The organism is Pseudomonas caspiana, from assembly GCF_002158995.1.
GTDB lineage: Bacteria > Pseudomonadota > Gammaproteobacteria > Pseudomonadales > Pseudomonadaceae > Aquipseudomonas > Aquipseudomonas caspiana.
Genome location: NZ_LOHF01000003.1, coordinates 160666 through 175413, shown reverse-complemented (window position 1 = coordinate 175413; position 14748 = coordinate 160666). Strand labels below are relative to the sequence as shown.

Genomic DNA, 14748 nt, shown 5'->3' with positions numbered 1-14748 from the left:
GATCACGCTGGGCTTGCACGCTCTTGGACGTGCGATGCTTTATGGGATGACCCGCATTTGTGGGTGATTCGTCGAATTGACAAACTGCTGGATTTGCATGAAGGTAGGCGCACCCAAATCAAACGGGCGTATGAATTGAGCGTTTGGTAGTAAGACAGTTCTTACAGATCCCGGCTACCGCATCGACGGGTGTGCCTGAAGATTTGGCGTTTCACCGACGATAACGTCGTAGTCGCGCCAGATTTCAGCGTCCGGTGTGTATTGTTCAGCTTCCATATCGTGGAGATCAGTTGATGATTTACGAAGGTAAAGCCATCACGGTTAAGGCTCTTGAGAGCGGCATCGTCGAATTGAATTTCGATCTCAAGGGTGAGTCCGTCAACAAGTTCAACCGTCTCACCCTCAATGACCTTCGTCAGGCTGTGGACACCATCAAAGCCGATGGCTCCATCAAGGGCGTGATTGTCACCAGCGGCAAGGACGTGTTCATCGTCGGCGCCGACATCACTGAGTTTGTCGACAACTTCAAGTTGCCGGACGCAGAACTGCTGGCTGGCAATCTGGAAGCCAACCGGATTTTCAGTGATTTCGAAGACCTTGGTGTGCCGACAGTGGTGGCCATCAACGGTATCGCCCTGGGTGGCGGCCTGGAAATGTGCCTGGCCGCAGACTATCGCGTGATGTCCAGCAGCGCCAAAATCGGCCTGCCCGAAGTCAAGCTGGGTCTCTATCCCGGTTTTGGCGGTACGGTTCGTCTGCCGCGTATCGTCGGTGCCGACAACGCTATCGAGTGGATTGCCTCTGGCAAAGAAAACCGTGCTGAAGACGCCCTGAAAGTGGGTGCAGTCGACGCCGTGGTCGCTCCGGAAAAGCTTCAGGAAGCTGCGATTGACCTGATCAAGCGCGCGATTTCTGGCGAGTTCGACTACAAGGCCAAGCGTCAGCCGAAGCTGGAAAAACTCAAACTCAACGCTATCGAACAAATGATGGCATTCGAAACCGCCAAAGGTTTCGTTGCGGGGCAGGCTGGCCCGAATTATCCGGCGCCGGTCGAAGCGATCAAGACCATTCAGAAAGCGGCCAACTTTGGTCGTGACAAGGCGCTGGAAATCGAAGCCGCCGGGTTTGTCAAAATGGCCAAGACTTCTGCGGCGCAGAGTCTGATTGGCCTGTTCCTGAACGATCAGGAGCTGAAGCGCAAAGCCAAGGTCTACGACGAAGTCGCCAAAGACGTGAAGCAAGCCGCCGTGCTGGGCGCTGGCATCATGGGCGGTGGCATTGCCTATCAGTCTGCTTCCAAAGGCACGCCGATCCTGATGAAGGATATCCGCGAAGACGCCATTCAGTTGGGTCTGAACGAAGCCTCGAAGTTGCTGGGCAACCGTGTTGAAAAAGGCCGTCTGACCGCAGCCAAAATGGCTGAAGCGCTGAATGCGATCCGGCCGACGCTGTCTTACGGCGATTTTGGCAATGTCGATCTGGTGGTCGAAGCCGTTGTCGAGAATCCGAAGGTCAAGCAGGCGGTATTGGCAGAGGTCGAAGCTCAAGTGGGCGATGACACGATTCTGGCCTCCAACACCTCGACCATTTCCATCAGCTTGCTGGCCAAAGCCCTCAAGCGTCCGGAAAACTTTGTCGGCATGCACTTCTTCAACCCGGTGCACATGATGCCGCTGGTTGAAGTGATTCGCGGTGAGAAGTCCAGTGAGCTGGCAGTTGCCACCACCGTGGCCTATGCCAAGAAAATGGGCAAGAACCCGATCGTGGTCAACGATTGCCCAGGCTTCCTGGTCAACCGCGTGCTGTTCCCGTATTTCGGCGGTTTCGCCCGACTGATCAGTGCCGGTGTGGATTTTGTCCGCATCGACAAAGTCATGGAGAAATTCGGCTGGCCCATGGGCCCTGCGTATCTGATGGACGTTGTCGGTATCGACACCGGCCACCACGGTCGCGATGTCATGGCTGAAGGCTTCCCGGATCGCATGAAGGATGACCGTCGCTCTGCTATCGATGCTCTTTATGAAGCCAAGCGCCTGGGCCAGAAGAACGGCAAAGGTTTCTACGCTTACGAGACCGATAAGAAGGGCAAGCCGAAGAAAGTTACCGACTCTGCGGTGCTCGAAGTTCTCAAGCCGATTGTCTACGAACAGCGCGAAGTGTCCGACGATGACATCATCAACTGGATGATGATCCCGTTGTGCCTGGAAACCGTGCGTTGCCTGGAAGACGGCATTGTCGAAACGGCCGCTGAAGCTGACATGGGCTTGATCTACGGCATCGGCTTCCCTCCGTTCCGTGGCGGTGCGTTGCGCTACATCGATTCCATTGGTGTCGCTGAATTTGTTGCCCTGGCCGATCAATATGCTGATTTGGGCGCTCTGTACCACCCGACTGCGAAGCTGCGTGAGATGGCCAAGAACGGCCAGAGCTTCTTCGGTTAAGCGCCTTTCAGGAGTGAATGTATGAGTTTGAATCCAAGAGATGTGGTGATTGTAGACTTCGGTCGCACACCCATGGGCCGCTCCAAGGGTGGCATGCACCGCAACACCCGCGCTGAAGACATGTCCGCGCACCTGATCAGCAAATTGCTGGAGCGCAACAACAAGGTTGATCCGGCCGAAGTTGAAGACGTGATCTGGGGCTGCGTCAACCAGACCCTGGAGCAGGGCTGGAACATTGCGCGTATGGCTTCGTTGCTGACGCAGATCCCGCACACCTCGGCAGCGCAGACGGTCAGCCGCCTGTGTGGCTCGTCGATGAGTGCTTTGCACACTGCCGCCCAGGCAATCATGACTGGTAACGGCGATGTATTTGTGGTCGGCGGCGTCGAGCACATGGGCCACGTCGGCATGATGCACGGCGTTGATCCAAACCCGCACATGTCGCTGTATGCCGCCAAGGCATCCGGCATGATGGGCCTGACCGCAGAAATGCTCGGCAAAATGCACGGCATCACCCGTGAGCAGCAGGATGCCTTTGGCGTGCGTTCCCACCGCCTGGCCCACAAGGCCACGCTGGAAGGCAAGTTCAAGGACGAGATTATCCCGATGCAGGGGTATGACGAGAACGGTTTCCTCAAGGTCTTCGACTACGACGAAACCATCCGTCCCGAGACCACTCTGGAAAGCCTCGCGGCCTTGAAACCAGCCTTCAACCCGAAAGGCGGTACTGTGACGGCGGGCACGTCTTCGCAAATCACCGACGGTGCTTCGTGCATGATCGTGATGTCCGCCCAGCGTGCTCAGGACCTCGGTATTCAACCGTTGGCGGTGATTCGCTCGATGGCTGTGGCAGGTGTGGATCCGGCAATTATGGGTTATGGTCCGGTTCCGGCGACCCAGAAAGCCTTGAAACGTGCCGGTCTGAGCATCGCTGATATCGACGTCTTCGAGCTCAACGAAGCTTTCGCTGCACAGGCCTTGCCCGTGCTGAAAGATTTGAAAGTGCTCGACAAGATGGATGAGAAGGTTAACCTGCACGGCGGTGCCATCGCCCTGGGTCACCCGTTTGGTTGCTCCGGCGCTCGTATCTCCGGCACTTTGCTTAATGTCATGAAGCAAAATGGCGCCAATCTGGGTGTTGCAACAATGTGCATCGGTTTGGGGCAGGGTATTGCTACCGTCTTCGAACGCGTCTGACGCGTTTGTTTGATGCGAGCCGGGGCCAGGTGCCCCGGCTTTTGTATTTTTGTAAAAGCCATTCCGGAAAAGTTTTTCAGTTTTTTTTGCGAGGACAGCAACATGAATTTACAGCCAGGGCTCTATCGCCATTACAAAGGCCCCGAGTACCGCGTATTCAGTGTTGCTAGGCATTCCGAAACCGAAGAAGAAGTGGTGTTTTACCAAGCGCTGTACGGCGATTTCGGGATGTGGGTGCGGCCCTTGAGCATGTTCCAGGAGTCCGTCGAGGTTGACGGCGAGCAGGTCCCGCGCTTTGCTTTGGTTCAAGCCGAACCGAGCCTCTTTTCCAGGCCGTGAGGCGAGTTCGATCACTATCCCGTGCTTGACCTCATCTTGTAGCCACTATATATAGCGGGGCCTTGACAGGTTCCAACCGTCTTTCATTTTCAGTATTCAGGAATTTTCTGATCCATGGGCAAATCGCTGGTCATCGTGGAATCCCCGGCTAAGGCCAAGACCATCAACAAGTATTTGGGCAACCAGTACGTGGTGAAGTCGAGTATCGGCCATATCCGAGACCTGCCCACCAGCGGTTCGGCTAGCGCCAGTAAAGAACCCGTCAAACGTGGCAAGGCCGCGGCTGGCGAAGGCCCGGTGCTCACGCCTAAAGAGAAGGCGAAGAAGCAACTGGTAGCCCGTATGGGCGTCGATCCGGATCATGGCTGGAAGGCAAAATACGAAATCCTTCCCGGCAAAGAGAAGGTGATTGAAGAGCTGCGTCGGCTCGCCAAAGATGCTGACACCATCTATCTCGCAACGGACTTGGACCGCGAGGGGGAAGCCATTGCCTGGCACCTGCGCGAAGCCATTGGTGGGGATGACAGCCGCTACAAGCGCGTGGTGTTCAACGAAATCACCAAGAAAGCCATTCAGGAAGCCTTCTCCAAACCGGGCGAGCTGGACATCGACCGCGTCAACGCTCAACAGGCGCGTCGTTTCCTCGACCGGGTTGTGGGTTATATGGTTTCGCCACTGCTGTGGCAGAAGATCGCTCGTGGCTTGTCCGCCGGGCGCGTGCAGTCGGTTGCTGTGAAGCTGGTGGTGGAGCGTGAGCGGGAAATCCGTGCGTTCAACCCTGAAGAGTACTGGGAAGTACACGCTGACCTGGGCACCGCCAAGGGCGCCAATGTGCGCTTCGAAGTTGCTCGGGAAAACGGTGAGGCGTTCAAGCCGCTGAACGAAGCTCAGGCCATGGCGGCGCTGGAGAAGCTCAAGGCTTCCAGCTACAGCATCGCCAAGCGTGAAGACAAGCCGACCAGCAGCAAGCCTTCGGCACCTTTCATCACCTCGACCCTGCAGCAGGCTGCGAGTAACCGCCTGGGCTTCGGCGTGAAGAAAACCATGATGATGGCCCAGCGTCTGTACGAAGCGGGTTACATCACTTACATGCGTACTGACTCGACCAACTTGTCCGCTGATGCGGTGAGCATGGCGCGCGCTTACATCGAAGCCGAGTTCGGCAAGAAATACCTGCCGGAATCCCCAAACGTATACAGCAGCAAGGAAGGCGCACAGGAGGCTCACGAAGCGATTCGTCCTTCCGACGTCAACACGCATCCGAGCAAGCTGAGCGGCATGGAGCGCGATGCCGAGCGCCTGTACGAGCTGATCTGGCGTCAATTCGTGGCGTGCCAGATGCCTCCGGCGCAATACCTGTCGACCACCGTCAGTGTGGCGGCCGGCACCTTCGAGCTGCGCGCCAAGGGCCGTATCCTGAAGTTTGACGGTTACACCCGCGCCTTGCCGCAGATGACCAAGCCGGGCGATGACGACGTATTGCCGGACATGGCCCAGGGCGAAACCCTGAAGCTGGTCAAGCTTGACCCGAGCCAGCACTTCACCAAGCCGCCTGCGCGTTATTCGGAAGCGAGCCTGGTAAAAGAGATGGAAAAACGTGGCATTGGTCGTCCTTCGACCTACGCGGCGATCATCTCGACCATTCAGGACCGTGGCTACGTTGCATTGCACAATCGCCGTTTCTATTCCGAGAAAATGGGCGACATCGTGACCGAGCGTCTGTCCGAAAGCTTTTCCAATCTGATGGACTACGGCTTCACAGCCGGCATGGAAGAGAATCTCGATGACGTAGCCCAGGGCGAGCGTGACTGGAAAAACGTTCTTGATGAGTTCTACGGTGACTTCCGCAAAAAGCTGGAAGTGGCGGAAGCGCCTGACAGCGGTATGCGTGCTAACGAGCCGGTGATGACCGACATCCCGTGCAAGGTGTGTGGTCGACCGATGCAGATCCGTACGGCTTCGACTGGTGTATTCCTCGGCTGCTCAGGTTACAGCCTGCCGCCGAAAGAGCGTTGCAAGGCCACCGTCAACCTGACTCCGGGCGATGAAATCGCCGAAGACGATGAAGGTGAATCCGAATCCCGGGTACTGCTCGGCAAACACCGTTGCCACATTTGCAGCACGGCAATGGACGCTTATCTGCTGGATGAGAAGCACAAGTTGCACATCTGCGGTAACAACCCGGATTGCGTCGGTTTTGAAGTCGAAGAGGGCAATTACCGGATCAAGGGTTACGAAGGTCCGAGCCTGGAGTGCGACAAGTGCGGCAGCGAGATGCAGCTCAAGACCGGTCGCTTTGGCAAGTTCTTTGGCTGCACCAATCCTGATTGCAAGAACACCCGCAAGTTGCTCAAGAGTGGTGATGCAGCTCCGCCGAAGATGGATCCGGTGAAGATGCCAGAACTCAAGTGTGACAAGGTCGACGACACGTACATTCTGCGTGACGGCGCATCCGGGTTGTTCCTGGCGGCCAGTCAGTTCCCGAAAAACCGTGAAACTCGCGCACCGCTGGTTCTGGAAATTGCACCGCACAGGGACGAGATCGATCCGAAGTACCACTTCCTGTGCGAAGCGCCGAAGAAGGATCCGGATGGTCGTCCTGCTGTGATCCGTTACAGCCGCAAGACCAAAGAGCAGTACGTTCAGACTGAAGTTGAAGGCAAGCCTACTGGCTGGAAAGCTTTCTACGACGGCAAGGCCTGGAAGGTCGAAGACAAGCGTTGATTCTGTCTGAACGGACCTGATGCGTGAATGCTAAGCCCTCGGTATGCTGGTCGTGCCGAGGGCTTTGTTTTTGTTGGGATGCAGCAAACATTGGACCTGTAGGAGCTCACCGAGGTTACGAGGCCAGCGATTACGGTTTGTCTGACACACCGCCATCGCTGACCTCGTAACCTCGTGAGCCCCTAAAGGATTGGGGTTAATTCGGAAGGTTGCACCGCACTCATGTTGGTGCAGGCTTTATTTCATCGCTACGGAGGTTGCCGCCATGGCCCATGAACTCTACACCCGTACCAATCAAAAGATTTACTTCGCCGGGCTCGCCCTGGAGTCCATGGGCAAGGCGCAGGAAGGCCGTGCAATGAACGCGCAGGCGCTGTTGCAGGCGGAGCGTGAGTCCGCGTTGTTCCATTTGTATGGTGCTTTGCTGGGGTTGTGTCATGAGATCGCCGGTTACTACCGCTTGCCGGAGGCCAATGCGCCGCGCGCAGAACTGCTCCTGAATCAGAAGGTGCTGGATGCACTGGCGATCCCGGAAATGGCTGAGCTGGTCGAGTTGGCTCAAAACAGGGAAACCTGGCTGGCTCAGCTGATTGCGGCTTATAACGCCTTGTTTGAACCGCCGCGTGCGCCCAAAAAAGTAAAAGGCGATGTGACGCAGCCACTGATCGTGGCGGTGAATCTTGATGAAGAGCCCGAGCCTGAATTGACCCGCGAGGAGCTTGAAAGCTGGCGTCAGCAGCTCAAAGGGCTGGCGATTCGCTTCCGTGAAGGCCTGAGCGAGTGCTGAAATGCACTGAATCACGGACCAGACCCTTCTGGTTATGATTACTGCGACAAAAAGGCCCGGCAACGCGGCTCGTCATAAAACGGGAACAGGCCCTAGGGACTGAGTCGACAGGCTGCTACAATGTCGGCCTTTCGTGGAGTACTGCCCTGATGCCAACATCGTTTCTTGAAATTGTGGAACTACCTGACGGTCGGATCGAGCTGCGTCGTGCCGATGACGAAGGGTCGTTGGTGACGCTGGATTTCTCGGCTGACGCCAAAGAGTTTCTGCAAGGGCAACACGTAGAAATCGCCAAGGCAATGCTGAGCGTAGGTGTACAGATGGCGGGTCGTCTGGCTGAAGGCGAGCTGGAAAAAGATACCGGCCCGCGAGTTCTTCACTAAAGCTTGTTTCAGCCCAGACGAATGTTCAGGCTCTGCGCGTCACCCATCTTTGCCGCGCTGATCAGTTGTTGACGCAATCCTGTACTGATCGGATTGATCCAGCTGACAACCGTGTGGCTGCGCCCAAGGCGAAGCGCCTCACGGGTCAGTTCAAATGCGCTCTGAGTTCCGCGTGGTTGCAGCAACAGAATCCGTTCGCGATTCAGCCCGGCGTCACGCAGCCAGCGTTGTGTAAGGCTGGATGGTGGTGCGATCAGGGTCAGCCAGCGAGCGTCAGATTCTTCGCTCAGTTCACGCAGGATTGGCGCCAGCAGGCTCAAGCAGTTCCCGGCCGCACCACGCAATGACAGCTCACTGAACACCTCAGGTTCGTTGTTCCATGACGTTGCCGCTGCCTCTTTGAGCATGGGCGCAATAGGTTGCGCGAGAAATGCTTCAAACAGCGGAAGTTGTGATTGCGGGGCCTGGACGAACTGCATGATGTCTCCTTAGCGACGGATAACGCCGACGCTCAAACCTTCGATAACCAGTTCCTGATCCTTGAGATTCACTTCGATGGGCGCGAAGTCCGGGTTTTCTGCAATCAGCCAGACTTTGCTGCCTTCACGTTTGAATCGCTTGACCGTCACTTCATCGCCAATGCGTGCTACCACGATCTGGCCATTGCGGGCCTCACGGGTGGTGTGCACAGCGAGTAGATCGCCATCAAAAATGCCGACATCTTTCATACTCATGCCTTGCACCCTTAGCAGGTAATCGGCACTTGGATGAAAAAACGCAGGGTTGATGTTGCAAGATTCTTCGATATGTTGCTGAGCCAGAATCGGTGCACCTGCCGCAACCCGGCCGATGATCGGCAAGCCGCTTTCTTCGGTCTTGGCTTCAAAGCCTGGAATGCGGATGCCCCGGGAAGCACCTGGAGTCATTTCGATCGCGCCTTTACGGGCGAGGGCTTTAAGGTGCTCTTCTGCTGCATTGGGCGATTTGAAGCCCAGCTCCTGAGCGATTTCCGCACGGGTAGGCGGGTAGCCGTTGTCTTCAAGGCAGCGCTTGATGAATTCCAGAATTTCAGCTTGGCGTGGCGTCAGTTTAATCATGTTGATCGCTCTGTCTTTTTATACAGTGACTGGGATTATATACAGTGCGAGCGAGTTGGCAATCGTCCTTTTCTCTCACTTATTTCCGAGGTCATCGGGCAGAAGGGCAGGGAAGGCCATGTGGATGGCTACAGCCCACGGTTTATATGGTTAAATACGCCCCTGTCGGGCTATGGTGAATCACGGGCTTGACAGGTACATAGTCTGAAACGTATGTTTCAAACAAGTGTTTGTCAGGCAGAGAACCATGGCCCAGTCGGAAACAGTTGAACGCATTCTTGATGCTGCCGAGCAGTTGTTCGCGGAAAAAGGCTTCGCGGAGACCTCGCTACGGCTGATTACCAGCAAGGCGTCGGTCAATCTGGCGGCGGTCAATTACCACTTCGGTTCCAAGAAGGCGCTGATCCAGGCTGTTTTCTCACGCTTCCTCGGGCCTTTCTGTATCAGCCTTGATCGTGAGCTGGAGCGTCGTCAGGCCAAGCCTGATCAAAAACCTACGCTGGAAGAGCTGCTGGAGATGCTTGTCGAGCAAGCACTCGTGGTCCAGCCGCGCAGCAATAACGATCTGTCGATTTTCATGCGTCTGCTCGGTCTGGCGTTCAGCCAGAGCCAGGGCCATTTGCGTCGCTATCTCGAAGACATGTACGGCAAGGTGTTCCGCCGTTATATGGTGCTGGTCAATGAGGCGGCACCGCGCATTCCTCCCATCGAACTGTTCTGGCGTGTGCACTTCATGCTCGGTGCTGCAGCGTTCAGCATGTCCGGCATCAAGGCATTGCGAGCGATCGCTGAAACCGATTTTGGCGTTAACACCTCCATCGAGCAGGTCATGCGCCTGATGGTGCCGTTTCTGGCCGCTGGCATGCGGGCCGAAACCGGTGTCACCGACACTGCAATGATTGCTGCGCAGCTCAAGCCGCGCACCAAAAGCACCTCAAGTATCCCCGGCACTGCCAAGGCCTGACTGTTCGCGCATTGCGCCAGACTCGATGATCAAGCACCATTGCCCGGATTGGATATCGGCAATGGTGTTTTTTTATGAGTTCTGGCCTGCAAGGCTCTTTGATGGTGGATGTCGCGGGCACCTGGTTGACCGCCGAGGATCGCCAGTTTCTGCGTCAGCCCGAAGTGGGCGGCCTGATCATTTTTGCCCGCAATATTGAACATCCCCGACAGGTACGTGAGTTAAGCGCGGCGATTCGTGCGGTACGGCCTGATTTGCTGTTGGCAGTGGACCAGGAGGGCGGTCGCGTCCAGCGCTTGCGCCAAGGGTTTGTGCGATTGCCTGCCATGCGTTCTATTGCCCATCAGCCAAATGCCGAGGTGCTGGCCGAGCATTGCGGCTGGCTGATGGCGACTGAAGTGCTGGCGGTGGGCCTGGACCTGAGTTTTGCGCCCGTGCTTGATCTCGACTATCAGCGCAGCGCTGTTGTCGGTACGCGCTCTTTTGAGGGTGATCCCGAGCGTGCGGCGTTGCTGGCGGGTGCATTTATTCGTGGCATGAACGCCGCTGGCATGGCCGCGACCGGTAAGCATTTTCCCGGGCACGGCTGGGCAGAGGCTGACTCCCATGTGGCGATACCCAATGACGAACGCAGCCTGGAGCAGATCCGCGCCAACGACCTGGTCCCGTTTGCCCGGCTGAGCCAGCAACTGGCGGCGGTGATGCCCGCGCATGTCATTTATCCGCAGGTCGATCCTCAGCCCGCCGGTTTCTCCCGGCGCTGGTTGCAGGATATTTTGCGCGGCGAGCTGAAGTTCGACGGCGTGATTTTCAGTGATGACCTGTCCATGGCCGGCGCCCATGTGGTCGGTGATGCTGCCAGTCGTATCGAGGCGGCCTTGACCGCCGGCTGTGACATGGGGCTGGTTTGCAACGATCGGGCGGCTGCGGAGCTGGCACTGAGTGCAGCGCAACGGCTCAAGGTCAAGCCTTCGGCACGTATTGCCAAAATGCGCGGTCAGGCTTTTGCCAGCACCGAGTATCGTCAACATCCGCGCTGGCTTGCCGCGCTTGAAGCGTTGCGCGCTGCGCAATTGATCGACTAAGGATTTTTCATGACTGTTTACGCAATTATCGGTGGCACGGGGCTGACTCAGCTTGAAGGCTTGAACATTCGTCAGTCTTTGCCGGTGAGTACGCCTTACGGTGCGCCTTCGGGTGAGATTCAGATCGGTGACTACGCCGGTCGCGAAGTAATGTTTCTGGCCCGTCACGGTCATCCGCATCGCTTTCCGCCACATCAGGTTAATTATCGGGCCAACATCTGGGCGCTCAAGCAGGCTGGCGCTGAGGCCATTCTGGCGGTCAACGCAGTGGGTGGGATTCATCCGGCCATGGGCACTGGACATTTTTGTGTGCCCCACGACCTGATCGATTACACCAGCGGCCGTCAGCACACGTTCTTCGCCGATGACCTGGAGCAAGTAACCCATATCGACTTCAGCTATCCCTACAGCGAAGCGCTGCGCGGGCGTCTGGTTGCGGCGTTGGCGGCAGAGGGTTGTGAGTTCAGCGAGCGCGGCGTTTATGCCTGCACTCAAGGGCCGCGTCTTGAGACTGTGGCCGAGATCAGTCGCCTTGAGCGTGACGGCTGCGACATTGTGGGCATGACCGGTATGCCGGAAGCTGCTCTTGCTCGCGAGCTGGAACTGGAATATGCCTGTCTGGCGCTAGTGGTCAACCCGGCAGCAGGCAAATCGTCAGCGGTTATTACCATGGCCGAAATTGAACAGGCTTTGCATGACGGGATGGGTAAAGTGAAGGCGACGCTGGCGCGGGTGCTGGGCGCGGTTTGACAATGTTTACTGTGTAGGAGCCGAGCTAGCTAGCGATGAACGATGACTCTATATTCACGATAAACCGCAGTGTCTGAATCGCGGGCGAGCCCGGCTCCCACAGATCGGTGATCCCTGTAGGAGCTGCCGAAGGCTGCGAAGGCGGTGTGACAGACAAGACCTTCTTCGCAGCTTTCGGCAATTCTTACAGGGGCGTGATGTGATGTCCTTACTTCTTGCCCTTCTTGGTCTGCGCCGGCAACGGCGCAAACAGTGCGGCGATGTCTTCGCTCTGCAGTTTCCAGTCACCCGTTACCCGGCCATCAAGCACTCCGGCCGCCAATGCTGACTTCTCTTGCTGCAAGCGCTGGATCTTCTCCTCCACGGTGCCTCGGGCAATCATCTTGTAGACGAATACCGGTTTGTCCTGACCGATGCGATAAGCGCGGTCGGTGGCCTGGTTTTCGGCTGCCGGGTTCCACCACGGGTCGTAATGGATCACGGTGTCGGCAGCGGTCAGGTTCAGACCGGTGCCACCCGCTTTCAGGCTGATCAGGAAGATTGGTAGCTTGCCCGCCTGGAATGCCTGCACCGGCGTGCGCCGGTCTCTGGTCGAGCCGGTCAGCAGGGCGTATTCGATACCGCGTTGTTTCAGTTCGGCTTCGATCAGGGTCAGCATCGAGGTGAACTGCGAGAACAGCAGAATCTTCCTGCCCTCGGCCAGCAGCTCTTCGAACATCTCCATCAGGCTTTGTAACTTGGCGGAGTGACCCTGGCGAGGGTTGGCCGGAGCGCTGTTGACCAGACGCAAGTCGCAGCAGACCTGACGCAGCTTGAGCAGCGCTTCAAGGATGATGATCTGGCTGCGCGCCACGCCTTTGCGAGTGATCTCGTCGCGGACTTTCTTGTCCATGGCCAAGCGCACAGTTTCGTACACATCCCGCTGGGCTTCGTTAAGTTCGACCCAGTGAATGATTTCAGTCTTGGGTGGCAGCTCGGTGGCGACCTGTTCCTTGGTGCGACGCAGCAGGAACGGTTTGATCCGCGCGTTCAGATGCTGCAGGCGCTCCATGTTGCCGTGCTTCTCAATGGGGTTACGGTAGTTGCTGTTGAATTCCTTGCTGCTGCCTAGCCAGCCCGGCATCAGGAAGTGAAACAGTGACCATAACTCGCCCAGATGGTTTTCCAGCGGCGTACCACTCAGGCACAGGCGCTGGCGGGCATTGAGGCTGCGCGCGGCCTGAGCGGCCTTGCTGTTGGGGTTCTTGATGTACTGCGCTTCATCGAGGATCAGGGTGTGAAACGACAGCTTGGCCAGTACTTCCTCGTCCCGCGGCAGCAGGGCATAGGTGGTAAGGATCAGGTCGTACTGACTCAGGTTGTCGAAATCAGCGTGGCGATTGGCGCCATACAAAGCGAGCACCCGTAGTTGCGGGGTGAAGTTTTCGGCTTCGTCCAGCCAGTTGGGGATCAAACTGGTGGGCATCACGGCCAGCGCCGGGCGATCCAGACGTCCGGCCTGTTTCTCCATGAGCAGGTGGGCCAGGGTCTGCAGGGTTTTACCCAGACCCATGTCATCGGCCAGCACGCCACCGACTTCCAGTTCGCGCAGCGACTGCATCCAGCTCAGGCCTTCGTGCTGGTAGGGCCGCAACGTGGCGTTGAGCCCCTCTGGCACCGCCACCGGCGCGTCCTTGATATTGGCCAGCCGGTCCGCGAATTGGCGCAGACGGTCGCCGCCTTGCCAGCTCAGGGGTAAATCATCGAGCTGGCCCAGGCGTGTGGCGTCGGCGGTGTTCAGGCGCAGTGAGTTACTGCCTTCTTCGCGCCAATAGAAATCGCCAAGGGTGGCCAATACCGGTTTCAGGCGCCCATAGGGCAGGGCGATCTGCACCGGCCCGCCGCCATTTTGCGTGAAGTGATTGAGTTGCACGAGCAGTTGCTCGTCATCGCCACGCTTGGCAATCCCGGCAGCGCTCATCAATTCCGGGTGACTGCGCAGCAGGTTGATCAGGATTGGCAGCAAGCTCAGGCGTTCGCCATTGACGATGATGCCCAGCTCCAGATCGAACCAGTCGCGTTCCGCCTCTTCGTCGATAACTGCATACCAGTCGTCCACGGGCGTCACGTCGAAAGCGAAATCCTCGGTGATGACGATTTCCCAGCCTTGTTCTTCAAGGCGCGGCAAGTCGTTGAGGACGAAGTGCAGCCAGGCCTTGTCGTTGGGCAGGTCAAACATGTCACCGGCGGTGTCTGGCAGTGCTTTGCTTTGCCGGGTTGCGACTCTGAAACCCATGTCCTGCAGCACCTGACGTTGCTGGCGCTCCAGCTCGCCCTGGCGGCGAATACGCAGGGTTTCGGTTTCCCGGTGTTCGATGATGTCGCTTTTCTGGTTAACCAGATCGCTGCCGAGCGAGCTGACCAGGATGCTCACATTGGCCGTGCCGATTGCGTAGTGCTTGTCGTAGCCAAAAGCAAGGGCTGCGCGATGCTGGATGTGGCGCTGCATGCGCCCGTTGCGTGGCTCGTAAGCACTGAACTCGACACTGGCCAGCATCAGGCGTGGCTGTGGCTTGATGTCGTCGACCAGTCGCTCCGGCAGGGCGGGCGCTTTCTCGATGCGCGGCGGCTGCACAGAGGGTGTCGTATCCAGCGCAGCCTGCAAGGCGTTGCGGTTCTGTGGCGCCTGCAGATAGAACAGCGCGGCTGCACAGTGCTTGCAGTTCTCTCTTACCGGGCACGTGCATTTACAAACCAGAGCATTTTTGAATCGCTCGGGATCTCTGAATTTCAGCGTCTGGGTATAGACCTCAGAACCTGAACCTCTGCACAGCGTGCGAGCCGAGTCAGGGTTGAGTTCTTCAAGCTGGATGCGGTCTTCGTGGGCGTAGTCAAACCCCCGCTCAACGGTTTTGCTGGTAAATGCATGTGTCCAGGACGAAGCGAGGACTTTTTCGAGAATGGACGACACAGTTCAGGACAGCCCTACGCCGTAGCGATGC

General features: G+C 57.4%; 12 protein-coding genes. 9 read left to right on the top strand and 3 right to left on the bottom strand.

What is annotated here, in order from left to right:
- The first annotated feature begins 293 nt into the window (after positions 1–293).
- The 6 genes from fadB to AUC60_RS05580 all read left to right on the top strand — a co-directional run bounded on the left by fadB (position 294) and on the right by AUC60_RS05580 (position 7871).
- Positions 294–2441 carry a fatty acid oxidation complex subunit alpha FadB gene (gene fadB, locus AUC60_RS05605; protein WP_087265104.1) on the top strand — a complete coding sequence of 716 codons (2148 nt, stop codon included), beginning with the start codon at positions 294–296 and terminating at the stop codon, positions 2439–2441.
- A 21-nt stretch (positions 2442–2462) separates the two neighbouring features.
- Positions 2463–3638 (top strand): acetyl-CoA C-acyltransferase FadA, encoded by a 1176-nt coding sequence (fadA, locus tag AUC60_RS05600; RefSeq protein ID WP_087265103.1) that lies wholly within the window; start codon positions 2463–2465, stop codon positions 3636–3638.
- 102 nt (positions 3639–3740) lie between these two features.
- The gene (locus AUC60_RS05595) at positions 3741–3977 is read left to right on the top strand and encodes a DUF1653 domain-containing protein (RefSeq protein WP_087265102.1); all 237 of its coding nucleotides are present in this window, start codon (positions 3741–3743) and stop codon (positions 3975–3977) included.
- Between the two features lie 114 nt (positions 3978–4091).
- Positions 4092–6701 (top strand): type I DNA topoisomerase, encoded by a 2610-nt coding sequence (gene topA, locus AUC60_RS05590; protein ID WP_087265101.1) that lies wholly within the window; start codon positions 4092–4094, stop codon positions 6699–6701.
- A gap of 265 nt (positions 6702–6966) precedes the next feature.
- Entirely contained in the window at positions 6967–7488 is a 522-nt protein-coding gene (locus AUC60_RS05585; RefSeq protein ID WP_087265100.1) for a DUF6586 family protein, read from the top strand.
- A 149-nt stretch (positions 7489–7637) separates the two neighbouring features.
- Complete coding sequence (locus tag AUC60_RS05580; protein ID WP_027900631.1) at positions 7638–7871, top strand: hypothetical protein; 234 nt, start codon at positions 7638–7640, stop codon at positions 7869–7871.
- A gap of 8 nt (positions 7872–7879) precedes the next feature.
- On the opposite strand, the gene sulA is transcribed toward AUC60_RS05580, so the two are convergent.
- Together sulA and lexA are read right to left on the bottom strand one after the other, a co-directional pair.
- Positions 7880–8350 carry an SOS-induced cell division inhibitor SulA gene (sulA, locus tag AUC60_RS05575; protein ID WP_087265099.1) on the bottom strand — a complete coding sequence of 157 codons (471 nt, stop codon included), beginning with the start codon at positions 8348–8350 and terminating at the stop codon, positions 7880–7882.
- A 9-nt stretch (positions 8351–8359) separates the two neighbouring features.
- Positions 8360–8968 (bottom strand): transcriptional repressor LexA, encoded by a 609-nt coding sequence (gene lexA, locus AUC60_RS05570; RefSeq protein WP_087265098.1) that lies wholly within the window; start codon positions 8966–8968, stop codon positions 8360–8362.
- 247 nt (positions 8969–9215) lie between these two features.
- Here lexA and AUC60_RS05565 point away from each other — a divergent pair, with 247 nt between their 5' ends.
- The 3 genes from AUC60_RS05565 (at position 9216) to AUC60_RS05555 (ending at position 11767) form a co-directional block, all read left to right on the top strand.
- Entirely contained in the window at positions 9216–9932 is a 717-nt protein-coding gene (locus AUC60_RS05565; protein WP_087265097.1) for a TetR/AcrR family transcriptional regulator, read from the top strand.
- An 86-nt stretch (positions 9933–10018) separates the two neighbouring features.
- Positions 10019–11017, top strand: a complete 999-nt coding sequence (gene nagZ, locus AUC60_RS05560; protein ID WP_193441845.1) for a beta-N-acetylhexosaminidase — start codon at positions 10019–10021, stop codon at positions 11015–11017.
- 9 nt (positions 11018–11026) lie between these two features.
- Positions 11027–11767 carry an S-methyl-5'-thioinosine phosphorylase gene (locus tag AUC60_RS05555; protein WP_087265095.1) on the top strand — a complete coding sequence of 247 codons (741 nt, stop codon included), beginning with the start codon at positions 11027–11029 and terminating at the stop codon, positions 11765–11767.
- Between the two features lie 208 nt (positions 11768–11975).
- On the opposite strand, the gene AUC60_RS05550 is transcribed toward AUC60_RS05555, so the two are convergent.
- Positions 11976–14717 carry a DEAD/DEAH box helicase gene (locus AUC60_RS05550; RefSeq protein WP_087265094.1) on the bottom strand — a complete coding sequence of 914 codons (2742 nt, stop codon included), beginning with the start codon at positions 14715–14717 and terminating at the stop codon, positions 11976–11978.
- Positions 14718–14748 lie beyond the last annotated feature (31 nt).

Coding starts and splice junctions, on each gene's coding strand:
- fadB (WP_087265104.1), top strand. CDS start 294: ATGATTTACGAAGGTAAAGCCATCACGGTTAAGGCTCTTGAGAGCGGC.
- fadA (WP_087265103.1), top strand. CDS start 2,463: ATGAGTTTGAATCCAAGAGATGTGGTGATTGTAGACTTCGGTCGCACA.
- AUC60_RS05595 (WP_087265102.1), top strand. CDS start 3,741: ATGAATTTACAGCCAGGGCTCTATCGCCATTACAAAGGCCCCGAGTAC.
- topA (WP_087265101.1), top strand. CDS start 4,092: ATGGGCAAATCGCTGGTCATCGTGGAATCCCCGGCTAAGGCCAAGACC.
- AUC60_RS05585 (WP_087265100.1), top strand. CDS start 6,967: ATGGCCCATGAACTCTACACCCGTACCAATCAAAAGATTTACTTCGCC.
- AUC60_RS05580 (WP_027900631.1), top strand. CDS start 7,638: ATGCCAACATCGTTTCTTGAAATTGTGGAACTACCTGACGGTCGGATC.
- sulA (WP_087265099.1), bottom strand. CDS start 8,350: ATGCAGTTCGTCCAGGCCCCGCAATCACAACTTCCGCTGTTTGAAGCA.
- lexA (WP_087265098.1), bottom strand. CDS start 8,968: ATGATTAAACTGACGCCACGCCAAGCTGAAATTCTGGAATTCATCAAG.
- AUC60_RS05565 (WP_087265097.1), top strand. CDS start 9,216: ATGGCCCAGTCGGAAACAGTTGAACGCATTCTTGATGCTGCCGAGCAG.
- AUC60_RS05555 (WP_087265095.1), top strand. CDS start 11,027: ATGACTGTTTACGCAATTATCGGTGGCACGGGGCTGACTCAGCTTGAA.